Raw genomic sequence first — 24,353 nt, 5'->3', positions numbered from 1 at the left:
TCCGTACTGCCCGCATCCTTTTAAGGGGAGCGTGTACGGGGGCAACACCCCACGTCGGCGTCCTCGTCCATCGAGAACGATATGACGGCCGGCACACCGGCGTCTCGACACCACGGGACGACCGGCACGCCGGCGATCGATCCGGTATGGCCCGCGGGACGGGCGGTTCGTCACGCTTTTCACCTGCGCGAGCGAGGTTTCGAGTATGAGCGCGGACGACAAGTACCCACCAGAATCCGGTCGGCGGCGGTTCGTGAAGGGCGTCGTCGGCGGGGGCGTCCTCGCGGGCGTCGGCGCGGCGGGATCAGCCACCGTCAACTCCCTGACGAGTGCCACCGGGACGGGCGGTGGACAGACGACCGCGATGGCGATCGAGCTCACCGGCGGGCCGGCGCCTCGCGGCATGCCGCAGGTCCCGATCGAGATCACCGACGACGGCTACATTCGCGGGAAGTGGCCCGAGGTCACGACGGTCACGCAGAACGGCGTCGAGATCACCGTCGCCCAGGAGGAGATGGCGGGCGACGTGACCTACTCCGGCGAGTGGTTCCAGTACTGCGGCATGGAGGGCTACGAGAACATCCAGCCCGAGTTCGAGTCCGACAACCTCCTCCGGTCCGCGCCCGGCGGCTACGACTGGCAAAGCGAGGAGTACGAGACCGGCGAGCGGATCCACGTCGACTCCTTCGACGACTACGAGGAGTGGGGCAACGGCATCGGCCGGGACGGGATGGGCAAGCCCGCGAGCACGAATTGGCGGTCGCAGGACTCCGAGGACACCCTCACCGTGACGGTCATTCGGTCGCCGCTGATCGAGGAGGCGGCACAGGACGACGAGTGGCTCGCCGCCTCGACCGAGAACGGATTCCTCGCCTGGCTCAACGTCTGCACCCACTTCTGCTGTGTTCCCGGTTACAAGAAGAACGAGGAGTCGGCCCGCTACGACGCCGAGAACGGCGTCTACTGCCAGTGTCACCAGTCGGTGTACGACCCGTTCAGCATCGTTCAGACGCTGTTCATCGCCCGTCCGCGACCGGACGACTGATCGGACCGCCGTTCGATTGCCGGCCGCACCTGCCACACCGGCCGCGAAATCCCCGATCGTTTCGCCGGCCGTTCCGACCGAACCGCGCCCTTTTGCATCCTCGGCCGCGACCGATCGGTATGACTGACTCCGACGCCGAGGCCGACCCGGACACCTCCCACCGTGCTTCCGACGACAACGACGGTCCCGACGCCGATTCGGACGCGTTCGCCAGGGAGGTCGACCGCGCCCGCGAGCTCCTCTCGACCGACGCGGACGCGCTGTTCGTCGGCGTCGTCAACGACGGCGAGGTGGAGACCACCTTCTCCCAGCGGGCCGACGACCGCGAGCAGGAGGCGCTCCAGCCGCTCGCGCTGCTTGCGGCGCACCTCCGGCTCGTCTCGAACGAGGCCGGCGTGGAGCCCTCGACCGTCGCGGGCGACGCGGCGACGCTCGCCGGCCAGGTCGAGGAGGTTCCCACCGCAGCCGACGATCTGCCGGGGAAGTGACCCGACTGCCGGGGGCGTGACGCCAACTCGCGGCCGCGAACCGGGGCGTCCGCGGAAACGGTTAAGCCCCCTCGGCAACCGATCGGAGCCATGACCACGTTCCTGGTCCCGACCGACTCGGTTCACGCCAGCGCGGCGAGCTGTGATTACCTCGCCGGCCGCGTCACCGCGGCGGACACCGTCCACGCCGTCAACTCGCTGCGCGGCGGGGACGAGACGAGCGCCGACGACGTCCGGGACGGCGAGGAGGCGCTCAACGTCGTGACCGCCAGGCTCGCGGACGCCACCGTCGAGACCCACCAGTTCGTGCGCGGAAACGAGCCGGGCGAGGACGTGCTCGCGGCGGCCGCGGAGTTCGACGCCGACGAGATCGTCCTCGCGGTCGGCAACCGATCGCCGGTCGGCAAGGCGCTGTTCGGCAGCGTCGCCCAGCGGATCCTGCTCGATTCCGACCGTCCGGTCGTGGCCGTGCCGCGGGAGTAGCCGGGTACCCCGCGCCTCACTCCTCGCGGGGCGCGTATCCCGCGAGATCGTCGAGGATCGTCGGGCGGGTTCGGTCCCCATCGGGCCCCCCGATCGCCGCCGTGAGCACCGCCTCGAGCTCGTCGATGGCGTCCGACCCGACCCGGTCCGGATTCGCAAGGACCCGAACGTCCTGTGTCCCGACCGGCCGGAACCCCGTTCCGAGCCGCTCCGCGGTCGCGCGGAGGCCGAGGCCGACGTCCGCATCCCCGGACAGCACCCGCCGTGCCGGGCTCTCGAAGGCACGAACAGTCAGGTCGAAGCCGTCGATCGCGGCTTCCAGCTCCCGTCGGTCCGTCCCGCGATCGGCGGCAACCTCATCCAGCGCGGCATCGAGGCTCGCACGCAGCCCGGAGTCGGTGCCGCGGTTGACGAACCGCAGGTCGCGCTCCGGATCGACGAGGTCCGCCAGCCCATCGACGCCCTTCGGGTTGCCGTCCGGGACGATCAGCCCCCACTCGCGCGTCCAGCCGCCCAGATCGACGGCATCGCCCGCGCGGTCGGTCGGGCCGGCCGCGACGGCGACGTCCGGCAGCCCGCCGCGCAGGCGTCGCAGGCCCTCCCGCGTCCCGACCGGGAGGTATCGCGGCCGATCGAGCCGGTCGAGCAGCCGGTTGAGCGCCGGGTCGTCCTCGCCGACGCCGAGCAGCGTCGGGGGTCGGACGTCCGGCGAGAACAGCTGCACCGTGACCGGCTCGCCCGCCTCGAGGTACTCGGTGTCCGGATCCACGGCCACCACGCCGTCGGCCTCGACGAGGCTCGTCGTCGCCCCGGACCCCTTGTCGACGGGGTATACGAGGGGACGCTCCGTTCCTCTCTCACCTGCTTTCCCGTCGGATCCGTCGCTCGCGCCCTCGTCCCGCTCGAGTACCCCCACCGGCATCAGACGGAGCCGGCCCTCGCCGTAGCGCTCGCGAACGGCCATCTCCCCCTCGATCGTCGCGGTCCGCGGTTCGGGCTGGCCCGCCGCCTCCCGGATCGCGGGCGCGACGAACGTCCGGAAGATGGTGAGTGCGGACACCGGATACCCGGGGAGACCGATGTAGGCCGACTCTCCCCGCTCATCGCCCGCGGACTGGTCGTCGTCGGCGGACTGGTCGAGCCGCCCGATGAGCATCGGCTTGCCCGGTTTGACCGCGACGCCGTGTAACAGCAGCTCCCCCCGGTCCTCGATCACGCGGTAGATGACGTCGACCGCGCTCGCGGAGGTCGAGCCGGAGGACACGACCAGGTCGCACTCGTCGGCCGCCCTGGTGAGCAGCCGCTCCATCTCCTCGTAGTCGTCGCCGGCGTGCGGGTACAACACCGGCTCGCCGCCCGCCTCCTCGACGCCCGCCGCGATGGTCGTCGAGTTCACGTCGTAGATCTGCCCCCGGTCGCTGTCGAGCGGCTCGCCGGGGCGGACCAGTTCGTCGCCGGTCGAGACGATCCCGACGCGGGGGCGTCCCCGTACCGGCACCGTCTCGATCCCGAGCGCCGACAGGAGCCCGATCTCGCGGGGCGTGAGCCGCGTGCCCGGACCGAGCGCCCTGGCGCCCGCGGCGACGTCCGCGCCCGCGACCATCACGTGATCCCCCGGCGCGACCGACGTCCGGATCGCGATCCGGTCTCCGTCGGAATCGCCGGAATCGTCGGAATCGCCGGCGGGCGGTTCTCCGTCGTCGTCGATCACGTCGGTCCGTTCGACCATCACGACCGCGTCCGCGCCGTCGGGCATCACCGCGCCGGTCGAGATCTCGGCGCACGTCCCGGGCTCGACGGTCACGGCCGGTTCCTCCCCGGCGTGGACCGCTCCGACGAGGTCGAGTTCGGCAGGGTCCGCCTCGTCGGCCCCGAAGGTGTCGCGGGCGCGGACCGCGTAGCCGTCCATCGAGGCCCGGTCGAACCCCGGGACGTCGAGGTCCGCGTCGATCCGTTCGGCGAGCACTCGCCCGCGCGCGTCGGCTAGCGCGATCTCCTCGACCCCCGGATCGAGATCGAGCGAGTCGATCGCCCCGTGGGCGGCTGCCGGCGCTGCGAGATCGCGGAACTCCTTGCGGTCGGTCATTCGGCGCCCTCCCAGCACTCGACCTCGACGACCGTTCCCGCGTCGATCCCCTCGCGCTCCTCGGGAACGACGACCCAGCCGTCCGCGAGCGCGACGCTCGAGAGCACGCCCGACCCGCTCGCGCGCGTCGGCGTCGCCTCGGGGAGTGCGTCGGGATCCGCCGGAGTCACGTCCCTACCGTCTTCCGGGGTCGCATCCCTACCGTCTTCCGGGGTCGCATCCCCGCCGTTCGTCCCGGCGCTCGTCCCCTCGCCGGCCGGCTCCTCGATCCGGACCCGAGCGAACGTCCGCGTTCCGGGCTCGCTTGCGATCTTGCGTGCGAGCCGGGCCCGCCGCGTCGGGTGGGGGTCGACCGTGGCGCCGAGCGACCGTTTGACCGCCGGCCGGAGGAACTGCACCGCGTTGACGATGCAGGCCACCGGGTACCCCGGCAGCGAGACCACGGGCGTCCCATCGACGGCGCCCAGACAGACCGGATGCCCGGGTTTGAGCGCGACCCCGTGGACGAGCACCTCCCCGAGGTCGTCGATCACCTCCGGCAGGAGGTCGCGCTCGCCGACCGACGAGCCGCCGGTCGTGACGACGAGGTCGGCGCCGGCATCGATCGCGTCCTCGATCGCCGCCCGAAGCAGGGACTCGTCGTCGGTGACGACGTCGTGGTACCGTGCGTCGCCGCCCCACCGGTCGACGAGCCGGGAGACCGTGAGGCCGTTCGTCTCGATCACCTCCCCGGGATCCGGATCCGCCTGCACGAGCTCCTCGCCGGTCGGGATCACAGCGACCCGCGGCGGCTCGGCGACCGGGACCGTCTCGAGCCCGACCGACTTCAGAAGGCCGAGATCGGACGGACGGAGACGGTGGCCGGGATCGTAGAGGTGTGCCCCTTCGGCGACGTCCTCGCCGGCCGCGCCGACGTTTTCCCCCTCGGCGACCGCGTCGAAGGTTTCGATCTCGTCGGTCGCCTCCACCGTCTCGACCTGCTCGATCATCACGACGGCGTCGGCGCCCGCCGGGAGGTCGCTCCCGGTGTGGACGCGGGCTGCCTCCTCGGGGCCGACCGACCCGGTCGTTTCCCGAAGCACCGCCGGCGATCGGTCGCTCGCTCCGAAGGTGTCGCGGGCGCGGACCGCGTAGCCGTCCATCGCCGCCCGGTCGTAGCCCGGCACCGGGTTCGGCGCCGTGATCGGTTCCGCGACGACACGCCCGTCGGCGTCCGCAACCGGAACTCGCTCGCTCCGCTCGTGGGGCCGCACGGCCTCGAGCAGCGTCGATCGCGCGGCCGCGACGCGGGTTCGGTCCTTGAACCCGGCCTCGTGTCGATTCGTGTTCATACGCCCCCTTTCCGCTCGGGGGGCAAAAGGCCGTCTCCGTCGGCCGGGGCGCGTCCCACGTCGGCGTCTCGTCGGCCAGGCCGCGTTCCTGCGTCGGCGTCTCGTCGGCCAGGCCGCGTTCCTGCGTCGGCGTCTCGTCGGTCCGACCGCGTTCCTGCTTCCGTCCCGTTGGCCCTCGACCACACCCTTTTTCGACCTCCCCCGCGTATCGGCGGGTATGTCCGCGCTCCGCGATGCGCTTCGGGACCTTCCCGAGGCGGTGTTCGCCGACCTCCTCGAGTCGGAGGACGCCTACGTCCTCGTCGTCGACCTCCCCGGGGCGACCAGCGAGACGACCGAGGTCGTCGCCGAGGCGGGTCGGATCGACATCGAGGCCCGCCGGGAGAAGGCGACTCCGGAGGGGTATCGGTACGTTCGGGAGGACCGGCCGCTGTTCCTCGACGTGGACCTCCCCTTGCCCCCCGACGGCGTCGGCGCCGAGGCGGCGGCGACGATGGACCGGGGCGTGCTCGAGCTCACGGTCCCGAAACGCCGCGCGGCGGACGGGCAACCGATCGCGATCGACGAGCGCTGACGGGTGATCACGCTGGTCGTTCTCCGCGCATACTGGCGCTTTTGGGTCGTCCTGCGGCGGTTCTCGCCGCTGATCATCGCCTACTGGCGCGACAGACGGCGGTTTCTCCTGTTCGGCGGCTCCCGCCAGGTCGACGCCGAGACGCAGCGCGAGCGCGCCGCCACCCTGTTGGACGTCCTGCTCACGCTCGGCCCGACGTTCATCAAGCTCGGGCAGCTGCTGTCGACCCGCCCAGACGTCCTGCCGCCCGTCTACATCGAAGTCCTCTCGCGGCTCCAGGACGACGTGCCGCCGGCCCCGTGGGATGAGGCACGGGAGGTGCTCGAGGACGAGCTCGGGCCCGTCGACTCGGTCTTCGACGAGTTCGACGCCGACCCGATAAGCGGCGCGAGCCTGGGTCAGGTCTACACCGCGACATACGAGGGCGACCCGGTCGCGGTCAAGGTCCGTCGCCCCGGGATCGAACCCCTCGTGAACGCCGACCTGCGCGTGATCCGGTGGTCGCTGCCGATCGTCAAGCGGTTCATCGACAGCGGTCGGGCCTTCTCGCTGGAGAACCTCTCCGAGGAGTTCGCGAAGACCATCCGCCAGGAGATGGACTACGACCGCGAGCGCGAGATGCTCGCGGAGATCCGCGGCAACTTCGCGGACGACGACTCGGTCCGGATCCCCGCGGCGTATCCCGAGGCGTCCGGCGAGCGCGTCCTCACGATGGAGTACATCCCGGGAACCAAGATCGACCGGATCGACGACTTGGAGGCGAGCGGTTTGGATCCGACCGCGGTCGCGGAAACGCTCCAGCGCGCGTACCTGCAGATGATCATTGACGACGGCGTCTTCCACGCCGACCCGCATCCGGGGAACCTCGCGGTCGCCGAGGACGGCTCGATCGTCTTCTACGACTTCGGGATGTCGGGCCGCGTCGACCCGTACGTGCAGGAGCAGATCGTCGAGTTCTACGTCGCCGTCGCGAACCAGGACATCGACGCCATCCTCGACACGCTGATCGCGATCGGGACCCTCTCGCCGGAGGCCGACCGCGAGGTGATGGGCAAGGTGATGGAGCTGGCGATCGCCGACGCCCGCGGCGAGGACATCGAGCAGTACCGGGTGAACCAGATCATCGAGCAGGTCGAATCGACGATCTACGAGTTCCCGCTTCGGCTGCCCCGGAACCTCGCGCTGGTGCTCCGGGTCGCGACCGTCGTCGAAGGGGTCTGCGTCACCCTCGACCCCGAGTTCGACTTCATCGAGACGGCGACCGACTACCTCCGCGAGGAGGGCTACTACGAGCAGACCGCCCGCGATATGGCCGCCGCGGCCGGCGACCAGCTGGAGGAGACCGCCCGGTCGCTCGTCACCGTCCCGCCGAAGCTCGACCGCGTCCTCGACCGGGCCGAGCGCGGGGACGTCCACCTCAACGTCACCATCGAGGACGACACCCACGTGCTCGACAAGCTGGCGATGCGGATCGCCTACTCGGTGCTGCTCGCCGTCGGCGTCCTCTCGGCGACCATCCTCTACTCGTTCGCGAACGCCTGGGAGCTCGCTGCGCTCTCGCTGGGTCTCTCGACGCCGCTCGCGATCGCGTTGTATCGGTCGTTCCGCTCGCGGAAGGGGATCCGCGCCCGCCCGCAGTTCACCCGACAGAGCATGCGGGAGCGGCGAGACGAGTGATGACGTTCCGACCGTCCGAATGCTGATTGACCGGTCGTCCGAAGACTGATTGGTCAGCCGCCCCATTCGCCGGTATGGACGACGGCCTCGAACGTGCGCTTCGCCGGGGACTCAGGCGGGCCGGCCGGGAGTTCGAGACGGCGAGACGCGCCTATCGGTCGGGAGTCGAGGACGCCGACCCCGGAGCCGACGATCCGGCGGCGGACCGATCGGGGGCCGACAGGTTCGACCTGCCGACCGACGCGGACGGGAACGCCCGGATCGTCTGCCGACGACATGCCGAGACCCGGGCGGTTCCGGTCGCCGAGGACGGGACGCCGGCCTGCTTCGACGCCGACCATCCGGACTGTGCCGGCTGTCTCGAGGACGTTCGCGAGGGCCGCATCGAGACGTGGTAGTTCGCCCCTCCAGTCACGCTGAGGCCGGGGGCACCGCTCCTCACGAGGCGGACGTCACCGCTCCTCGGCGTGTCTGACCGTCACCGCGATCCCGCGCGTCGAGTCGGTCATCTCCGCGCCGTGCATCTCGGCGCGGCCGACCGCGAACGCCGCCGGTCCCTCGACCACGACCTCGTCGCCGACGCGGATCGCGTCGTCGGCGTCGACGACGCCGGGGGCGAGCACCGAGCCCTGGGGGACGAAGCCGTCGATCTCGACTCGCTTCGTCGGGACGTCGCTGTCGACCCAGCGCCGCGCGCCCGCGAGCGTGAGCGAGAGGACGCCGTACTGGGGCACCATCGTCGCCAGCTGCGTCCCCGCGTCCCCGGCCGGCCCCGACCACGCCTGCAGCTTCGGGTAGCGGCCGGTCGTGTGGAGGTCGTCGCCGAAGAGTCCCGCGTCCGTGCCCTCGTCACTTATCGGACCCCCGTCACCCGCCGGTTGTCCGCCTTCCGCCGGGTCTCCGCTCCCCGCCGGGCCGAACTGGTAGTCGGCGAGGGCCCGAACCGTGTTGTGTTCGCGTTCGCGCTTGCTGTAGGCCGGCTCGCCCTCGAGCGCCGCCGCGAGCGCCGCCAGGGAGTCGTCGGTCGTCGGATGGTCCCCGCAGGTGTACTCGAAGGGCACGTCGACCGCGTCCGCCACGCGCTCGCAGATCTCCCGGTATCCGTCCTCGGGCACGTGCGCGATCACGCGGGGGTAGTCGTTCCGCTCGAGGTACCGCCGGAGCACCTCGGCGACGAACTCGATCTCCTCGCTCGACCAGTCGCCCGTCACCACGGCGTCGTAGTGCTGGGCCGGATAGGTGGTCTCGAGCTCCTGGGGCACCACCCCGATCGGCGAGGTCATCGAGGCGATGTGCCCCCGCCATTGGATCGCATCGTGGAACTGTCGGTGGCTCTGGGAGTCGCTGTACGGCTTCGTCGCCGAACAGGGAACGAGCACCAGCGGCGCGTCGAACCGCGAGCGGTACCGGCTGGTCACCCGGTCGGCGAACCGCCGGATCTCGACCCTGTCCAGCGTCTCGGCGCTGGCGGCGGTGATCTCCGCATCGCGGATCACCGGCGTCCGCCGTTCGAGGAATCCCCACTCGTCGTCGAGCCGGCGGAACGTGGCGGTGAGCCACTGGTCGTGACGCGCCTGCCCCTCGATGTAATCGCGCAGCCGGCCGCGGTGGATCCGGTGGCGAATCCGCCGCAGCTCGGCGTCGAGCGCGTTCAGGTTGTGCTCCTCACAGTCCTCGCGGGTGAACTCCTCGCGGGGACCCGCACACGCCGGACACGCACACGGCAGCTCCGAGAGGTCCTCGAGGAAGTGCTCGCCGTCCGCGGTCAGGTACTTCCCCTGCGAGCCCTTCACGCGCGCGAGCGTCCCGTCGACGAGGTCGACGCCGGCGTACGCGAGCGTCGCGACGTTCAACGGCGTCGCGACCCCGGACAGCAGCACGGCGGTATCCGCCGGGAGCGACCGCTTGATGCGCACCATCGCCTCGACGAACGCCTGCGCGTGTCCGACGAGCGCGGGCGCCTCCGAGATGACGTACGCGTCGGCGCCGGCGTCGACCGGGTCGGCGGCGCTGGCGACCGCCGCGCTGGGGAACTCGACGTCGGGGTGGTCGACCCGAAACGCGTCCCGGACCTCCTGGCGGGTGCCGGCCGGAAACCCGCGGTGTGGGAGCACCGTCAGCGCGCTCTCGTCGCCATCGGGCACCGGACGGTCGGCCGCCCAGAGGCTGCCGGCATCCTCCAGAAACGAGTCCGCCCTGGCCGGCGTCCGGACGGGGTCCGCGAGCCGGAGCTCGCCGAGGCGGGCGGCGCCGTCCCGCTCGTGAACCTCGAAGTAGTCGGTCATACGTCGCATCGGCCGTCGACGGCCGAATAGATTGCGTTCCGGACCGAGGTGGCCGACGCCTCGTGAGCGACCGGGAGCGGTTTTCCCGCGGCGGGCGTCGCCGACCGACGGTCACTCCAACGCGGCGACGTGGGGCCGATCCTCCGGCGGACCGCCGTTTCCGGGCTCGCCGCCCGATCCGCCGTTTTCGGGGCCGGTCCCGTCAGTGGCGTCGTTCCCGTCGTTTCCGGAACCGGTTCCGGATCCGCCGTCCGACGGTGCTTGCCCGCCCGAGTTCTCCCCGTCGCTTGCGCCGGTTCCGGATCCGCCGTTTCCGGCGCCGTCGTTTCCGGGGTCGTCGTTTCCGGAATTCCCCGTCTCGGAGCTGCCGGAACTTTCGCCGCCGTCGTCCGACCCCGGATCGGCCGGCGCGTTGCCGGTCCCGTCCTCGGAACCGTCACCCGGTCCGTTGCCGCTCCCGGGTGCGTCGTCGTTGCCGGGTCCGTCATCTCCGTCGGCGCCGGATCCCGGTCCGGTATCGCTTTCCGGCTCGTCGTTCCCCGGCTCCCCGCGGTCGGATCCGGGTCCGCCGCCGTTGCCGCGTTCGCTCCCGGGTGATTCGGCCCCTCCGGAGTTTCCGGAGTTTCCGGCGTTCCCCGGCGGTCCGCTTCCGTCGGCTCCGCCGTCGCTTTCGTTTTCATCGTCCACGTTCGCGTTCCCCGGAGCCTCGACGTCCGAACCGCCGGTGTCGGGCAGGATCGGCCCATCCCACGGGGTTGCGGCTCCGTTTCCGGGCACTTCGTCCGGTCGTCCGGTCGCGTTCCGTGGCGGCCCGCCGCCCGCGCCGGGCGGTTGGCCGGCGTTGCCGGGTCCGGTGGCGTTGCCGGGGCCGGTCGCGTTCCCGGGCACGCCATCCGGCGGTCCGTTGCCGCTCCCGGGCACCTCCGGCGGTCCCCGGGCGACGGCGACCGCGGCGGCGTTCTCGACCGCCGCGAACGCACGGCTTGAGTCGGAGTCGGCCGGGGTCACCTCGCGTGCCGACTCGGCTGCCGCGCGCGTCGCCTCGAGCCGGGCCTCGAGCCGCCGGTCGGCGGCGCGATATCGGGTCGGGTCGACGGTTCCGTTCGAGCGGTTCCGCGCGAGCGCTCGACGCTCCGCGTGGATCGACCGGACCCGCTCGGCCAGCTCGGTCGCCCGGTCGAGCCCCTCCTCGTCGCTCACCGACTCGCCGACGCTCGCCTCCCACATCTCCTGGTCGACCGTCGTCCCGATCCCGGCCGACGTCGACTGCACGAAGCCGCTCAGGCTGGCTCCGAACCCGGCCCCCCCGTCAGTTCCTGCCGTCCCGTTCGTCGCGTCGTCATCGGTCGTGGCTCCGGTCCCGGTTTCGGTGCCGTTCCCGGTCCCGGTTTCGGTGCCGTTCCCGGTCCCGGTTTCGGTGCCGTTCCCGGTCCCGGTTTCGGTGCCGTTCCCGGTCTCCGTTCCGTTCTCGGTCGTCGGTTCGTCGTCGGAGACCTGCGGGAGGCGGGTATCGGTATGGATTCCGTTCGCCGTGCTGTCCGTCGCGGTCGCCGGCGCGGCCGCGTCCGCCCCGGCGACCGCAACGGTCCCGAGCCCCCCGACTCCCACCGCGACCGCGAGACAGACCGCGATCGCGGCGACACGAACCCTCATCGGGCGAGGGGACGGGACGGCCACACATAAACGCTCGACTCCGTTCGCACCGTTCACCGCCGTGAACGGTTGGACGATTGACCCGTGACCCGGTCGATCGCGCCGTCCACCCGCGATCTCTTTTAAACCCTGGCGGCGATGGAGACGGTATGTTCCCCGAGCGGATCGCGACCGACCGCCTCCGGCTCACGCCGCTGTGGTCGGACCGGGTCGACCTGCGCGAGCTGTATCGGATCTGTTCGTCCGATCCCGGGATCGAGACCGTCACCGCCTACGTGGCCTGGGATCCCCACGAGACGATCGACGAGACCGCGGCGTTTCTCGACCGAAGCCGGTCGACCTGGGAGCAACGGGAGGCCGCGACCTACGTGATCCGCCCCGCGGACGGAGAGGACGGTGCGGGCGCGATCGCGGGGTGTACCGACCTCCGGATCGACTGGGACCGGCGGCTCGCCGAACCCGGGATCTGGCTTCGTGAGCGGTTCCAGGGCCGCGGCTACGCGGGCGAGCGCGCCGCGGCGCTGCTCGAACTCGCCTTCGACCGACTCGATCTGGAGCTTGTGGCCGTCTCGCACCATCCGGAGAACGACCCGGCACGGCGGGCGATCGAGCGATACGTGGACCGGTTCGGCGGCCGCCGGGAGGGCCGGCTGCGGAACGACCTGCCGTTCCCCGACGGGAGCGTCCACGACCGCGTCCGCTACACGATCAGCCGGGACGAGTGGCGAACCGCGACGGACGGCGGGACCGAGATACTGTGACCTCACGGTGTAGCGGAGCCGAGCAGCCACTCGGTCGTGGTCCTCACACCGGCCGCGCCACCAGATCGCCCCACTCCTCGAACCCGTACCGGTCGTAGAACCGGCGCGCCCGTTCGTTGTCGGCGTCGACGTCGAGAACGAGTCGGTCGATCGGCAGGTTCTGGTCGGCCGCCAACGCCAGCGCGGCGTCCATCAGATCGTCGGCGACGCCGGTGCCGCGGTACGTCGGCGCAACGAAGAGCTCGTTCAACACCGCCGCGTCCCAGATGAACCGATGTGACTCCGGGAGCACGAAGACGTAGCCGACGATCCCGCCGTCCTCGGCGGCGGTGTCGGAGGCATCGTCGGCGGCGGTGTCGAAGGCATCATCGGCGACGGCGTCGTTCCGGTCGTCATCGCCGACGGCCGCGACCGTCACGCACCGCTCGTCGGCCGCGACGCACCGGTCGACCCAGTCGAGCCATTCCGACCGGTAGGACTCGGTGAGTTTCGCCTTATAAGTGGCCGCCTTCCCCTCGCCGCCGGTCCCCTCGCCGAGCCCGCGTTCGAAGGCCTGCTTGTGGTTCCACAGCGCCGCGACGTCGTCCGGGTCGTCGGGATCGTACGGTCGGATCTCCATACGCTGCCTCGAGCGGCCGCCCTTCTCACGGTTTCGGCCGCGGGATATCGACGATCGCCGAACCCCGGTTTCGATACCCTTTTGGGCGGCTCGGCCGGACGTGGTGACGATGAGTCAGCGCGCGCGCGAGGAGTTGGCGCGGCGGATCGCCGGCGAGATCACCCTCAGCGACGATCCGGGCGCGACCCTTCGCAAGTGGCGCACGGACTTCGACGTCTCACAGACCGAGCTGGCCGGCCAGCTCGGCGTCTCCTCCTCCGTGGTCTCCGATTACGAGAGCGGCCGCCGCGAGAGCCCGGGGATCGGGGTCGTCCGGCGGACCGTCGAGGCGCTGATCGCGATCGACGCCGACCGCGGCGGCGACCGGCTCCGACAGTACGCGCGCGTCATCTCCGCGGGCTTCGAGAGCGACGTCGTCCTCGATCTCCGGGAGTACACGACCGCCGTCCCGCTGTCGACGTTCCACGACGCGATGGACGCCACCGAGATCGTCGCGGGCGACCGCGACCGGATCTACGGCCACACCGTCATCAACTCCATCCAGGCGATCTCCCGGCTCTCCAGCGAGGAGTTCTACCGCCTCTACGGCCAGTCGACGAACCGCGCGCTCGTGTTCACGAACGTGACGCGCGGGGAGTCCCCGCTGGTCGCGCTCCGGGTCGTCACGCCCACTCCCAACGCCGTCGTGCTCCACGGGATCGACGAGGACGACCTGTGGGACCACGCCGACGACCTCGCGCGTGCGGACGGCTTCTCGTTGGCCGTCGCCGACCGCGACATCGACGACGCGCTCGAGGACCTCCGCGATCTCTAGCGGCGCTTCGAGACGACGACGTCGGTTTCTCACCCATAACGTCCGTTACCGACGCCAGTTTCACCACCCCATCGTCCGTCTCGAAGCCCTTACCCTCCCGGCCGCCCGACCGCCTGCTATGACCGAGACGCACGTCGAGTGGCGCGAGTGGGGCCCGGACGCCTTCGCCGCGGCCGCCGAGACCGACCGCCCGGTGCTGCTCGCGCTCACCGCGACGTGGTGTGACGGCTGTCACGAGATGGACGCGAAGACGTACGGCGAGCCGCGGATCGCCGCCAACATCAACGAGTCGTTCGTTCCGATCCGGGTCGACGTCGACCGCTGGCCCCGGATCCGCGAGCGGTACAACATGGGCGGGTTCCCCTCGACCGTCTTCCTCACGCCGGACGGGGAGCTGCTCACCGGCGCCGGCTACCTCGGCCCCGACGGGATGCGGCAGGTGCTCGAGTCGGTTCGCGACCGGTGGGCCGAGGACGGCGCCGCGGCCGGGCGCGTCCCGCGAGCGCTCGCCGGCGACCTCCCGCCGTCCGGCGAGGTCACCCGGGCGATCGAGGAGCACCTCGCCGGCCAGCTCGAGGTCCAGTTCGACGCCGACCACGCCGGCTGGGGCGACGACGCCAAGTTCCCGCTGCCCCGAACCGTCGAGTTCGCGCTCAAGCGCGAGCAGTCGCAGGCGCTGCGGACCCTCGATGCGATATCGACGAACCTCCGGGACGACGTCGCTGGCGGCTTCTTTCGGTACGCCGGGACCCGCGACTGGAGCGACGTCCACCACGAGAAGCCGATCGACACGAACGCCGCGCTGACGCGGGCGTTCGCGAACGCCTACCTCCACACGGGCGACGCCGCCTACGAGGAGATCGCCCGCGAGGCGGTCGGGTTCCTCACCGACGATCTCTGGACCGGCATCGGCGTCGGCGGGTCGATCGGTCCGGGCGAGGGGCGCGCCTACTACGCCCGCGACGCCGACGGTCGGGCCGGGATGACCGCTCCCCGCCGGGACCACACCGTCCTCGCGGGCGGGAACGCGCTCGCCGCCGACGCGCTGTTGACGCACGCCGCCTACACCGACGACGACCGCGCCCGCGAGTACGCCGAGCGGATCCTCGGAACCCTCGAACGCGAGCTCGTCGACGCCTCGACGGGCGAGGTGACCCGGTTCCTCGCCGAGGAGCCGGGCGGCGAGACCGACGTCCTCGAGGACCTCGCCCGCGTCGTCGCCGCGTTCACCCGGGCACAGGGCGTCCTCGGCGAGGGGATCGACCTGGCGCGAACGGTCGCGGACCGGGCCATCGAGACGCTGTTCGTCGAGGGGTCGTTCCTCGACGGGCCGCGTGACGGCGCCGGGCTGCTCGACCACCCCTTCCGGCCGCTCGACACGAACGTCGAGGCCGCCACCGCGCTGCTGGATCTCGGCGTCGCGACCGGCACCGACCGATACGTCGACGTCGCGCGCGAGACGGCGGCCGCCTTCGCCGGCGCGACCGACCGGTACGGCGTCCAGCTGGCGAGCTACGGCAGCCTGACCGCGCGGCTGTGTCACGGCACGCCGGCGGTCTTCGTCGGCACCGAACCGGGAACCGACCTCCACCGCGCGGCCTGGCGGGTGGCCGACCACGAAAAGGTCGTCGTGGCGAACGCGCATCGCGAGACCGTGCCCACTCCGTGGACGCCGAACGCGGGCGAGGCGATCGTCGGCGTCGCCGACGACCGCTCCGATCCCGCGGGAACGCCCGACGAGTTGTTGGAGCGCGTCTCGGCGCTGCTCGAGTAGGTCGTTCACGGCGTCTTGTGGCGGTGGGGTCGTGAACCGCCGCCGCGTTTATACCACCCGCGTGTGGAACGGGACTATGGCGAGCCTTCGCGATCTGGGACTATCGGAGTACGAGGCGCGGGCCTATCGCGCGCTGTTGGGAACCGGGCCGACGACCGCAAAGGAACTCTCCCGAACGAGCGACGTCCCGATGGGTCGGATCTACGACGTCCTCAACGGCCTGGAGGACCACGATCTGATTCGCAGCCGGACCGAGAACCGGCCCAAAAAGTACGTCGCGGTCGATCCGGACGCGGCGCTGGACCGGCTCCTCGCGACGAAGCGCCGGGAGTTCGACGAGCGGATGGCGCAGTACGAGTCCGTCGTCGACACGCTCTCGGCCGAACTCGAGGCCGAGGACGGGGTCGAGGACCGGTTCTGGACGGCCGCGGTCGGCACCGAGGAGACGATCGACCTCCTCCTCCAGCGCATCGCCGCCGCGACCGACCGGATCGTGATCGTCGCCGACACGCCCGCAGCCGGGCTCGATCTGGGGGCCGTCGGCGAACGCGTGATGGACGCGATCGTCGAGGCGCTCGGTCGGGGCGTCGAGACGCGCGTCCTCCTGTCCCCGGAGATCGTCGACCGGCTCCCGGGTCGCGTCCGTCGTCGATACGCCGATCGGCTGGCCGACCGCGAGGCGTTCACGGCTCGGACGGTCGAGGGAATCGAGGGCGCGTTCAACCTCTTCGACGGCGTCGAGGTGTGTCTCGAGGTGCCCAATCCGCTCGCGGCGGCGGAGCCGTTCGCGATGATCGACCTGACCGATCCCGAGTTCGCGGCCGACGTTCGCGAGCGGTTCGAGCCGCGGTGGGCGGAGGCGACGCCGCTCGAACTCTCCGCGTAGCTGTGTTCGCTACCGCTCGGAACCGCTCCCGTTCACTTCCGAGCGAAGCTGCCCCATCGTGACCTCCCGCTCGGCGTGGGCGTTGTGCTCGTGGATGGATTCGTCGTTGGACTGGGCGATCCGGATCGTGGCGTCGTCCGGGAGGTGGTCGAACGCGGAGACCGTCTGGTCGGCCAGCGACCGGACGCAGTCCTCGACGAACTTCGCGTTGGCGTGTGCGTGGTAGGTCATGTGGTCCTCGTCCGGCCGCTTGGCCATGTTGTAGATCCGGGCGCTCATCGCGTTCCGGGCGATGTCGATTATCTCCCGGAGGTCGACGTCCGGGTCGCCGTCGGCGGTCACGGTCAGCGTCGCGTGGCCGCGCTGTGAGTGGCCGGGCTGGGGGACGGCATCGAGGAAGGCCTCGGTCGTCTCCTCGTCGACGCCCAGATCGTGGAGCTCCTGGCGGGCTCGCTCCTCGGACATCCCCTGCGAGCACGGACAGACGGTTATTCCCGTCACCTCGGCGCCGATCTCCTCGCGGGTCCCCTCCTCCGTCGCCTCGGCGGAGGCGATGATCGTCGCCGTGTTCTGGGTCGGGCGGTCGGAGGCCGGCGTCCGCTCGCGCGTGATGTAGTCCGCGGTCATCTTCACCTCCGCCCGCGAGGTGTACTCGTGTTTCTCGAGCAGGCGTTCGGCGGCGTCACCGCAGACGTCCTCGACGCGATAGGCCTCATCGCGGGTGATGTCCTCGAGGATCTCGTCGATGACCTCCATGTTCCGGGACATGTCGATCCCCTTCCGCCCGCTCGGGAGGTCGACGAACACCTCGAACTCCGCCATCAACACGATCGGCCGGTTCTGGCCCCGCGCGAGTTTCACGAGCTTCTGTACGTCCGTGACGCCCACCTGGGAGAGGCCGACGGAGACGTCGGGCGTGGACGCCTGCACGTCGGGGAGCTGGTGGCTCATTACCCGTGTTGAGGGGCGAGACCCGATTAGGGCTTTCGAAAGGTGTGGTTTGTGACCGCTGATCGGGGTCCGGTCTCGTAGGGTCCGGCCACCCGATCGATTGCGGGATCCGTCCTACGGCCAGTCGTCCCGCTCGTCGGCGTCCTCGTCCGCCTCCGCGTCCGCCTCGCCGAGGGTCCAGCCGGCCGCCTCGGCTGCGTCCTCGACCTGCAGGAACTCCCAGCCGGCCGCCTCCGCGACCGCCTCGTCCTCCTCGGTGATGCCGACGAAGACGTGCCGGTCGGTCTCGAACTGGGTCTTGATGTTCTCGAGGCTCTCCTCGACCCCGCGGGGGCCCGAGAAGAAGTCCTGGCGAACGCGGTGTTTCCGGGTGAAGTTGGTGACGACGTAGGTCGGCTTCTCGCTGACGACGCCGACGTACTCCGTCCACTGTCTGGCGTTGTTGAAGACGGCGTTGGGGTCCGCGAGCCGCTGCAGGGCCGCCAACTCGAACGCCAGCGTCATGTCGCTGGATCCGCCACTGTCCATACGCTCGCGTTCGACTCGCCGGCCGAAAACGGCTTCGTTTCCGCCCTCACCGTGGCGTCGTCCTCGCGCGTCGTGGTCCGATATGTGGCGAGAACGGGCGGGCTAGACGTACGTGAACCAGTCGTCGTGGGCGTCGGTGCGCCGCTCGACGAGGTCGAAGAACGCCTCCTGGAGCTCCTCGGTCACCGGCCCGCGCGTTCCGGCGCCGATCTCCGTGTCGTCGACCGTCCGGATCGGAGTGACCTCGGCGGCCGAGCCGGTGAAGAACAGCTCGTCGGCGGTGTACAGCTGCCCGCGCGAGAGCGTGGCCTCGTCGTGGACGGTGTAGCCGTTCTCGCGGGCAAGGGTGATGACGGTGTCACGGGTGATCCCCTCGAGGATGGACTCCGCGCGACCCGTGGTGTAGATCTCCCCGTCGTCGACGAGGAAGATGTTCTCGCCGGGCCCCTCCGCGACGTTGCCCTCCTTGTTCAGGACGATCGCCTCGACGTAGCCGTTCCGGCGGGCCTCCTCGCCCGCCAGCATCGAGTTGACGTAGAGGCCGGTCGTCTTCACGTTCGTCGGGACCTGCGAGGAGGCGTGTTTCCGCCAGGAGGAGACCATCACGTCGACGCCGTCCTCGAGCGCCTCCTCGCCGAGGTAGGTTCCCCACGGCCAGGCGGCGATCGCGACGTCGGTCGGGCAGTCCTTCGGGGAGACGCCCAGCGAGTTATACCCGTAATAGGCGATCGGCCGGATGTAGCCGCTTTCGAGGTTCTGCCGGCGGAGCAGCTCGAGGGTCGCGTTCGTGAGCTCCTCGCGGGAGTGCCCGATGTCGAGGTCGTACATCTTCGCGGAGTCGAACAGGCGGTCGAGGTGCTCCTCCCAGCGGAACAGCGCCGGCCCCTCGTTCGTGTCGTAACAGCGGGCGCCCTCGAAGACGCCGGTCCCGTAATGGAGCGCGTGCGTGAGCACGTGGGTCGTCGCGTCCTCCCAGTCGACGAAGGACCCGTTCTTCCAGATCGTGTCGACGTCCATCTCCTCGAAGCTCATACTCGCTCGTGGTCGGCGTCCGTCATAAATCAGGCGGAACACGCGACGGGCTACCGGATTCGGGGGCTGCCGCCGATCGATTCACGAAGCCGTCGACCGCGTCACGAAAGAGCTGCCCGTCCGCCCACGAGCGCGTCAGGCGAGCGCCTCGACGAGCGTCTTCCCCTCGACGTAGGGGATCCCCTGCCGCTCGGCGTAGGCCGCGGCGTCCTCGGGGGTGACGGCCGTGCCGGTCTCGTCGTCCATCATCTCGCAGACGACGACGGCCGGCGGCTCCCCGGCCGCGGCCGCGAGCGCGAGTCCGAGTTCGGTGTGGCCGGTCCGTTCGGCCAGCAGTCCCTCCGCCCCGCGGAGCACGTGGACGTGGCCCGGCGACCGGAACTCCGCGGCGAAGGTCTCCGCGGTATACGCATCGGGGTCGCGCTCGACCGCGGCGGCCGCGGTTCCCAGCTCGGTGATCGTCCGCGCGCGGTCGACGTCGGTGATCCCGGTGAAGGTCTCCCGGTGGTTCACCGGCAGCGAGAACGAGGACCGGGCGTCGTAGGCCGGGTCGTCGTCGACCGCCGGATGGTCGATCGCGTCCGCGAGGAACGGCAGCTCGAACGCCTCCGCGACGCGGTGGCTCACGGCGACGCAGATCAGCCCCCCGGCGTCGTTTCGCATCCGCGAGACGGCCGTCGGGGTGACCGCGCGGGCGGGATAGACCAGATCCGTCTCTCCCTCCCGGTCCGCGAAGTCGTGGATGCAGACCGGCTCGCCCGCGCGGAAGGCCTCGAGCGCGTTCTCGAGAGCGGCCTCCGCGTCCGTCCGCATCACTGCTCGCCTCCCGTGGGGACCGCACCGTCGGTCGGCTGGATCCGGACCTGCACCGTCTCCCCGTCGTGCAACGCGAGCTCCTCGCGGAGCTTGTCTGCCGCGATCACCTCGAGCTGCGACTCGTCGTGGTGGGTCCGGTCGGGCACGATGACGTGAGCGCCCTCGTACTCGCGCGTCTCCCGATCGACGGCCTTCGGATCATCGGTCTCCGGATCGGCGGCCTCTGACCCATCGGTCTCCGTATCGTCGGTCGCCGACCCACCGGTCGCCGAATCATCGATCCCGGCGACGACGGTTGCGGCGTAGCAGGAGGCAGCACCGTAGGTCCGGTCGTCATCCTCCCACTCGTCGATGTCCACGGCGGCGATGCCGGCCATCTCGCCGCGCTTCCGGACGCTCGCCTCGTCGAGTTCGACGTTGAGCGTTCCCGGATACGGTTCGTAGCCGAGCCGGCTCCGGAACTGCGACATATACCCCTCGAGCGTGATGTAGTGTCGCCCCTCGCCCATTCCGCTCGTGATGACGCCGGTCAGGGCGAGCTCGGTCTCGGTCTCGAAGAGCCGCCGATAGTCGGCGTACTCGCCGCGGAGGACCGACTCGCCGGCGTCGGTCACGCGGACCCACTGTCCGTCGCCGACCACGTCCCGCTCGATCAGACCGCCCTCCTCCAGCCGCTGGAGCCGCCTGGAGGCGGTCTGCGTCGACGCGTCGAGGTCCGCCGCGAGCCCCGCACACGAGACCTTCGTCTCCGCGAGTCCGCCCGCGAGGGCGATCGTTTTGAGCGCCGCGATCTCGTCGGGACTCGTCCGTTCGGGTACCGTCGCCGCGTCTGGCATATGTACTTCCCTTCGTGCCTGCCTGGTAAAAGTATAACGAATACGGTATACATCACAGAATCGTGATGGTGTGTCACACGACCGTGATGTATACCGGTTACCGGACGCCTCTATCCTCACATTCCGCGGGACATATAAAGGAACGTCGGTCACGACGAAAGCCGCCCGTACCTCGGTTCCGTCGTTTCGTGCTCGCTCCGTTCCTTCACCGTCCTCGTCCCGCGACGCCGCCCCGTTGCATCCGCCGCCGTCGCATCCGCCGCCGTCGCATCCGCCGCCCCGCCGCCCGCCGCCCGCCGCCCCGCCGCATCCGCTTCGCAAGGGCCTTTTAGCCGGCCTCTCGAACGGGGAATATGTTCCGACAGTTCCGGTCGGAGGTCGAGGCGGCGCTTTCGGCGGCGCTTTCCGACCTCGATCTCCCGACCGACGATCTCGGCATCGAGGAACCGCCGGCCGATACGGACGCCACGCTCGCCTCCAGCGCGTCCTTCCGGCTGGCGGATGAACTCGGCGAGGCGCCCCCGCAGGTCGCCGCCCGACTCGCCGACGCCGTCTCGGAAACGATCGCCGCCGAGGCGTACGACTACCTCGCCGCGGTCGAGACCGCCGGCCCCTACCTCAACTTCCGGACGACGGACGCGTATCTCGCCGACACGCTCGTTGCCGGCGCCGATGCCGACTACGGCGCGCTCGCGGACCGGGACACCTCGATCGTCGTCGAGCACACGAGCGCGAACCCGACCGGACCGGTCCACGTCGGCCGCGCGCGCAACCCGATCGTCGGCGACGCCGTCGCGAACGTCCTGGACACGGCCGGCTACGACGTCGAGCGCCACTACTACGTGAACGACGCCGGTCGCCAGATGGCGGTGTTCACGTGGGCCTACGAGACCTTCGACGAGTCCGACCTCGAGGAGCCGCCCGCACGCGACCGGATCGAGTACGACCTCGTCCGGTATTACCGCAAGGGGAACAGCTACCTCGAGGAGGCGGATCCCGAGGCCGTCGAGGCGGCCGAGGACGAGATCCGGTCGATCCTGCAGGGGCTCGAGGACGGCGACGAGGAGACCTACGAGCGCGTCGGCACGGTCGTCGACCAGGTCCTCTCGGGGATGCGGGAGTGTCTCGCGCGCCTGCCCGCCGACTTCGACGAGTTCGTCAAGGAGACGCGGTTCATGCGGGACGGCTCGACCGACGAGGTCGCAGCCCGGCTCAAGGAGGCCGACCAGGCGGTCTACGAGGAGGACGCCTGGCAGCTCGAGCTCGACGAGTGGGGGATCGACAAGAACCTCGTCTTCCTCCGCTCGGACGGCACCTCGCTGTACACCACCCGCGATCTGGCCCACCACGAGTGGAAGTTCGATAACTACGACCGCGCCGTCACCGTCCTCGGCGAGGACCACAAGCTACAGGCCGACCAGCTCAACGCGGCCCTCGACCTCCTCGGCAACGACGTCGACCAGCTCGAGAACGTCATCTACTCGTACGTCAACCTCCCCGAGGGAAAGATGTCGACCCGCCGCGGCACCGGCGTGATGCTCGACGACCTCCTCGACGAGGCGATCGACCGCGCCCGCGAGGAGGTCGAGACCCGCCTCGACGACCGGATCCGCGACGACGACCTCGACGAGGCGGACGTCGAGCGCATCGCCCACCAGGTCGGGATCGGCGCGGTCCGGTACGACGTCGTCTCCAAACAGCCCACCAAGGCGATCACCTTCGAGTGGGACCGGGCGCTCGACTTCGAGGCGCAGTCCGCCCCGTACGTTCAGTACGTCCACGCACGCTGTTGCGGCATCCTCGAGGAGGCCGCGGCCGCGGACGTGTCGGTTCCCGACCTCGCGACCGACGCGATCGTCGCCGGTGCCGGCGAGGACGGTGCAGCCGGCGGCGCAACCGCCGACGTGGATATCGACGCCGGCGTCCTCGAAACCGAGGAAGCGCGAGCCCTCCTCCGGGAGATCGCCCGCTTCCCGGCCGTGATCGAGGAGGCCGCCGAGGAGCTCAAGCCGCACGTCGTCGCGACCTACACCCGCGAGATCGCCGACGCGTACAACGTCTTCTACCGCGAGTGTCCGGTCCTGTCGGCGGAATCGCCGGCGCTCCGTGACGCGCGGCTGGCGCTCGTGGCGGCCTCGAAACACACCGTCGCGAACGCGCTCGGGGTCCTCGGCGTCGAGGCTCCCGAGTCGATGTAGTCGTCGTCGGATCGCCGACGGAGCTCGTGCTCGCCTTCGACTGCCGGCTCAGAATCTCCGTTGTGTCAGCCGATCCACGGCGGATCATCGGTGTATCTGCCGATTCGTGTCCGTTTACAGGCGGTCAAGGCGAATGCCCCGGGGCTTGACCCCGGGGTTGAAGCCGACAACTCGTGACATAAACCATTAAGTAAACACATCTCTAATCGAGATACAGCGATGGAGTACAGTCACCGCTACCCTGTATACCCGACACAAGAGGTAGCCGGTGAACTAGAACGTCACATCGACATTCATCGCCAAGCGTACAACTACACTCGGTACGAGTACGAGAACGTGGATGCCGACGACATCGGCTCCGCGTACAAACACCATTACCGACTCCCCGGTTGGAAAGACCAGTTCCCTGTGTTCTCGGAAGTCAATTCGAAGGCCCTGCAACGAACCGTCACGCGGTTCTACCAGAACCTCGACGGCCTTTCCGAGCAGAAACAGAACGGGCGTAAGGTCGGCAAACTCAAGTGGAAGTCGCCACGGGAGTTCCAGAGTATGACGTATTCGCAGTCTGGCTTCGAACTCAAAAACACGAGTGGCCGACGTGCAACGCTCTGGCTCTCCAAAATCGGCGACATCAAAATCCGCTACCACCGCGAAATTCCCGACACCGCCGACATCAAGGAAGTCACCATCAAGAAAGCGACGACCGGCGAGTGGTTCGTCTCCTTCGGCCTCGAAACCGACGACGCCGACCTGCCCGAGAAACCCGACGCGAACACGCTTGACGCGAGCAACAGTGTCGGAATTGACCTCGGCATCCTGAACTATATCCACACGTCTGACGGCAAGACAGTGGATTGGCTCGACCTCGAAGACGAGTACGAGCGTCTTCGCCGCGAACAACGCAAGTTGTCGCGGAAGGAAGAAGGGTCGAACAACTACGAAAAACAACGGAAACAGGTTGCCAAGGTCAAGCGTCACATCAGGCGGAAGGTGCTGGACTACCAGCACAAGATTACGACGTGGCTCGTCCGCGAGTACGACGCCGTATTCGTCGAAGATCTGAACGTGAAGGGGATGTTGGAGCAGTCTCACAACGCTCGCAACAAGCAGGATGCAGCGTGGCGACAGTTCATTATGCTCCTCGAATACAAGGGCGACCTGTACGGCACGCACGTCATTCAAGTTGAAGCGGAAGGAACGACGAAGGAGTGTGCGTCGTGCGGTGTGGAGACAGCAAAGCCAATCTGGGCTCGGGAACACTCTTGCCCGGCGTGTGGGTTTGAGTGTGACCGTGACGCGAATGCGGCGATGAATGTCCTGCAACGTGGTTTTTCTGAATTAGGGCTGGGATGGCCCGAAGACACGCCCGTGGAGACCGCGCTCCCTACGGACACCACTCAGGTGTCTGCAAAGCGCGTCATCGAAGCAGGAAGCCTCGGGGTCGTCCGAGACGGCGAAGCCGTCTCGTGATGACGAGAGACGAAGTCTCTCGAACCACTTGACCCCGAGGCGATTC

22 protein-coding genes are annotated in these 24,353 nt (G+C 69.8%); 12 read left to right on the top strand and 10 right to left on the bottom strand.

All coding sequences use genetic code 11. The features are described from left to right. Positions 1-205: 205 nt before the first annotated feature. From BLV25_RS11390 to BLV25_RS11380, 3 genes are all read left to right on the top strand, one after another. Positions 206-1,045 carry a QcrA and Rieske domain-containing protein gene (locus BLV25_RS11390; RefSeq protein ID WP_021074615.1) on the top strand — a complete coding sequence of 280 codons (840 nt, stop codon included), beginning with the start codon at positions 206-208 and terminating at the stop codon, positions 1,043-1,045. Between the two features lie 119 nt (positions 1,046-1,164). After that, positions 1,165-1,533 (top strand): hypothetical protein, encoded by a 369-nt coding sequence (locus BLV25_RS11385; protein WP_092733320.1) that lies wholly within the window; start codon positions 1,165-1,167, stop codon positions 1,531-1,533. 90 nt (positions 1,534-1,623) lie between these two features. Next, positions 1,624-2,016: a universal stress protein gene (locus BLV25_RS11380; protein WP_021074617.1), complete on the top strand. Its 393-nt coding sequence runs from the start codon at positions 1,624-1,626 to the stop codon at positions 2,014-2,016. Between the two features lie 16 nt (positions 2,017-2,032). Here the strand turns inward: BLV25_RS11380 and BLV25_RS11375 are convergent, their stop codons facing one another. Beyond that, positions 2,033-4,102, bottom strand: a complete 2,070-nt coding sequence (locus tag BLV25_RS11375; protein ID WP_092733318.1) for a molybdopterin biosynthesis protein — start codon at positions 4,100-4,102, stop codon at positions 2,033-2,035. Beyond that, positions 4,099-5,433 carry a molybdopterin molybdotransferase MoeA gene (locus BLV25_RS11370; protein ID WP_092733315.1) on the bottom strand — a complete coding sequence of 445 codons (1,335 nt, stop codon included), beginning with the start codon at positions 5,431-5,433 and terminating at the stop codon, positions 4,099-4,101. Before BLV25_RS11370 ends, BLV25_RS11375 begins: the two co-directional genes overlap by 4 nt. A gap of 217 nt (positions 5,434-5,650) precedes the next feature. On the opposite strand from BLV25_RS11370, the gene BLV25_RS11365 reads away from it, so the two are divergent. From BLV25_RS11365 to BLV25_RS11355, 3 genes are all read left to right on the top strand, one after another. Beyond that, positions 5,651-6,007, top strand: coding sequence for an Hsp20/alpha crystallin family protein (locus BLV25_RS11365; RefSeq protein ID WP_021074621.1), 357 nt, complete (start codon positions 5,651-5,653; stop codon positions 6,005-6,007). Between the two features lie 3 nt (positions 6,008-6,010). Continuing rightward, entirely contained in the window at positions 6,011-7,684 is a 1,674-nt protein-coding gene (locus BLV25_RS11360; protein WP_092733313.1) for an ABC1 kinase family protein, read from the top strand. A gap of 74 nt (positions 7,685-7,758) precedes the next feature. Beyond that, the gene (locus BLV25_RS11355) at positions 7,759-8,082 is read left to right on the top strand and encodes a DUF7091 family protein (RefSeq protein ID WP_092733310.1); all 324 of its coding nucleotides are present in this window, start codon (positions 7,759-7,761) and stop codon (positions 8,080-8,082) included. Positions 8,083-8,136: 54 nt separating this feature from the next. Here the strand turns inward: BLV25_RS11355 and arcS are convergent, their stop codons facing one another. Further along, positions 8,137-9,969: an archaeosine synthase subunit alpha gene (gene arcS, locus BLV25_RS11350; protein WP_092733307.1), complete on the bottom strand. Its 1,833-nt coding sequence runs from the start codon at positions 9,967-9,969 to the stop codon at positions 8,137-8,139. A 111-nt stretch (positions 9,970-10,080) separates the two neighbouring features. After that, positions 10,081-11,622 carry a hypothetical protein gene (locus tag BLV25_RS11345; RefSeq protein ID WP_176819481.1) on the bottom strand — a complete coding sequence of 514 codons (1,542 nt, stop codon included), beginning with the start codon at positions 11,620-11,622 and terminating at the stop codon, positions 10,081-10,083. A gap of 149 nt (positions 11,623-11,771) precedes the next feature. Between BLV25_RS11345 and BLV25_RS11335 the strand changes: the two genes are divergently transcribed. After that, a complete protein-coding gene (locus BLV25_RS11335) occupies positions 11,772-12,383 on the top strand; it encodes a GNAT family N-acetyltransferase (protein ID WP_021073277.1) in 612 nt (203 codons plus the stop codon). A gap of 43 nt (positions 12,384-12,426) precedes the next feature. Here the strand turns inward: BLV25_RS11335 and BLV25_RS11330 are convergent, their stop codons facing one another. After that, the gene (locus tag BLV25_RS11330) at positions 12,427-13,002 is read right to left on the bottom strand and encodes a GNAT family N-acetyltransferase (RefSeq protein ID WP_092733301.1); all 576 of its coding nucleotides are present in this window, start codon (positions 13,000-13,002) and stop codon (positions 12,427-12,429) included. Between the two features lie 109 nt (positions 13,003-13,111). Between BLV25_RS11330 and BLV25_RS11325 the strand changes: the two genes are divergently transcribed. The 3 genes from BLV25_RS11325 to BLV25_RS11315 all read left to right on the top strand — a co-directional run bounded on the left by BLV25_RS11325 (position 13,112) and on the right by BLV25_RS11315 (position 16,476). Then, positions 13,112-13,816 carry a helix-turn-helix domain-containing protein gene (locus BLV25_RS11325; RefSeq protein ID WP_021073275.1) on the top strand — a complete coding sequence of 235 codons (705 nt, stop codon included), beginning with the start codon at positions 13,112-13,114 and terminating at the stop codon, positions 13,814-13,816. A gap of 118 nt (positions 13,817-13,934) precedes the next feature. Further along, on the top strand, positions 13,935-15,590 hold the full coding sequence (locus BLV25_RS11320; RefSeq protein ID WP_092733298.1) for a DUF255 domain-containing protein: 1,656 nt from the start codon (positions 13,935-13,937) through the stop codon (positions 15,588-15,590). A 76-nt stretch (positions 15,591-15,666) separates the two neighbouring features. Beyond that, complete coding sequence (locus tag BLV25_RS11315) at positions 15,667-16,476, top strand: TrmB family transcriptional regulator (protein ID WP_021073273.1); 810 nt, start codon at positions 15,667-15,669, stop codon at positions 16,474-16,476. A 9-nt stretch (positions 16,477-16,485) separates the two neighbouring features. On the opposite strand, the gene mptA is transcribed toward BLV25_RS11315, so the two are convergent. The 5 genes from mptA to BLV25_RS11290 all read right to left on the bottom strand — a co-directional run bounded on the left by mptA (position 16,486) and on the right by BLV25_RS11290 (position 20,639). Continuing rightward, positions 16,486-17,427, bottom strand: coding sequence for a GTP cyclohydrolase MptA (gene mptA / locus BLV25_RS11310; RefSeq protein ID WP_021073272.1), 942 nt, complete (start codon positions 17,425-17,427; stop codon positions 16,486-16,488). A 114-nt stretch (positions 17,428-17,541) separates the two neighbouring features. Continuing rightward, positions 17,542-17,955 (bottom strand): DUF7124 domain-containing protein, encoded by a 414-nt coding sequence (locus BLV25_RS11305; RefSeq protein WP_092733295.1) that lies wholly within the window; start codon positions 17,953-17,955, stop codon positions 17,542-17,544. 102 nt (positions 17,956-18,057) lie between these two features. Beyond that, positions 18,058-18,987 carry a branched-chain amino acid transaminase gene (locus tag BLV25_RS11300; RefSeq protein WP_021073270.1) on the bottom strand — a complete coding sequence of 310 codons (930 nt, stop codon included), beginning with the start codon at positions 18,985-18,987 and terminating at the stop codon, positions 18,058-18,060. A gap of 135 nt (positions 18,988-19,122) precedes the next feature. Next, positions 19,123-19,800 (bottom strand): 3,4-dihydroxy-2-butanone-4-phosphate synthase, encoded by a 678-nt coding sequence (gene ribB, locus BLV25_RS11295; protein ID WP_092733292.1) that lies wholly within the window; start codon positions 19,798-19,800, stop codon positions 19,123-19,125. Continuing rightward, a complete protein-coding gene (locus tag BLV25_RS11290; RefSeq protein WP_092733289.1) occupies positions 19,800-20,639 on the bottom strand; it encodes a DUF120 domain-containing protein in 840 nt (279 codons plus the stop codon). The genes ribB and BLV25_RS11290 overlap by 1 nt, the downstream gene beginning before the upstream one ends. Positions 20,640-20,992: 353 nt before the next feature. Here BLV25_RS11290 and argS point away from each other — a divergent pair, with 353 nt between their 5' ends. Together argS and BLV25_RS11280 are read left to right on the top strand one after the other, a co-directional pair. Then, on the top strand, positions 20,993-22,837 hold the full coding sequence (gene argS / locus BLV25_RS11285; protein ID WP_092733286.1) for an arginine--tRNA ligase: 1,845 nt from the start codon (positions 20,993-20,995) through the stop codon (positions 22,835-22,837). Positions 22,838-23,056: 219 nt separating this feature from the next. Further along, positions 23,057-24,307, top strand: coding sequence for an RNA-guided endonuclease InsQ/TnpB family protein (locus tag BLV25_RS11280; protein ID WP_092733283.1), 1,251 nt, complete (start codon positions 23,057-23,059; stop codon positions 24,305-24,307). Positions 24,308-24,353: the final 46 nt, after the last annotated feature.

Origin of the sequence: Halopenitus persicus, assembly GCF_900107205.1 — an archaeon.
Lineage (GTDB): Archaea > Halobacteriota > Halobacteria > Halobacteriales > Haloferacaceae > Halopenitus > Halopenitus persicus.
Note: the sequence above shows the minus strand (reverse complement) of the source record. Positions and strands in the feature narration are given on the sequence as shown.

Bases quoted from the DNA above. Each gene is read 5' to 3' on its own strand.
- BLV25_RS11390 (WP_021074615.1), top strand. From the start codon at position 206: ATGAGCGCGGACGACAAGTACCCACCAGAATCCGGTCGGCGGCGGTTC.
- BLV25_RS11385 (WP_092733320.1), top strand. From the start codon at position 1,165: ATGACTGACTCCGACGCCGAGGCCGACCCGGACACCTCCCACCGTGCT.
- BLV25_RS11380 (WP_021074617.1), top strand. From the start codon at position 1,624: ATGACCACGTTCCTGGTCCCGACCGACTCGGTTCACGCCAGCGCGGCG.
- BLV25_RS11375 (WP_092733318.1), bottom strand. From the start codon at position 4,102: ATGACCGACCGCAAGGAGTTCCGCGATCTCGCAGCGCCGGCAGCCGCC.
- BLV25_RS11370 (WP_092733315.1), bottom strand. From the start codon at position 5,433: ATGAACACGAATCGACACGAGGCCGGGTTCAAGGACCGAACCCGCGTC.
- BLV25_RS11365 (WP_021074621.1), top strand. From the start codon at position 5,651: ATGTCCGCGCTCCGCGATGCGCTTCGGGACCTTCCCGAGGCGGTGTTC.
- BLV25_RS11355 (WP_092733310.1), top strand. From the start codon at position 7,759: ATGGACGACGGCCTCGAACGTGCGCTTCGCCGGGGACTCAGGCGGGCC.
- arcS (WP_092733307.1), bottom strand. From the start codon at position 9,969: ATGACCGACTACTTCGAGGTTCACGAGCGGGACGGCGCCGCCCGCCTC.
- BLV25_RS11345 (WP_176819481.1), bottom strand. From the start codon at position 11,622: ATGAGGGTTCGTGTCGCCGCGATCGCGGTCTGTCTCGCGGTCGCGGTG.
- BLV25_RS11335 (WP_021073277.1), top strand. From the start codon at position 11,772: ATGTTCCCCGAGCGGATCGCGACCGACCGCCTCCGGCTCACGCCGCTG.
- BLV25_RS11330 (WP_092733301.1), bottom strand. From the start codon at position 13,002: ATGGAGATCCGACCGTACGATCCCGACGACCCGGACGACGTCGCGGCG.
- BLV25_RS11325 (WP_021073275.1), top strand. From the start codon at position 13,112: ATGAGTCAGCGCGCGCGCGAGGAGTTGGCGCGGCGGATCGCCGGCGAG.
- BLV25_RS11320 (WP_092733298.1), top strand. From the start codon at position 13,935: ATGACCGAGACGCACGTCGAGTGGCGCGAGTGGGGCCCGGACGCCTTC.
- BLV25_RS11315 (WP_021073273.1), top strand. From the start codon at position 15,667: ATGGCGAGCCTTCGCGATCTGGGACTATCGGAGTACGAGGCGCGGGCC.
- mptA (WP_021073272.1), bottom strand. From the start codon at position 17,427: ATGAGCCACCAGCTCCCCGACGTGCAGGCGTCCACGCCCGACGTCTCC.
- BLV25_RS11305 (WP_092733295.1), bottom strand. From the start codon at position 17,955: ATGGACAGTGGCGGATCCAGCGACATGACGCTGGCGTTCGAGTTGGCG.
- BLV25_RS11300 (WP_021073270.1), bottom strand. From the start codon at position 18,987: ATGAGCTTCGAGGAGATGGACGTCGACACGATCTGGAAGAACGGGTCC.
- ribB (WP_092733292.1), bottom strand. From the start codon at position 19,800: ATGCGGACGGACGCGGAGGCCGCTCTCGAGAACGCGCTCGAGGCCTTC.
- BLV25_RS11290 (WP_092733289.1), bottom strand. From the start codon at position 20,639: ATGCCAGACGCGGCGACGGTACCCGAACGGACGAGTCCCGACGAGATC.
- argS (WP_092733286.1), top strand. From the start codon at position 20,993: ATGTTCCGACAGTTCCGGTCGGAGGTCGAGGCGGCGCTTTCGGCGGCG.
- BLV25_RS11280 (WP_092733283.1), top strand. From the start codon at position 23,057: ATGGAGTACAGTCACCGCTACCCTGTATACCCGACACAAGAGGTAGCC.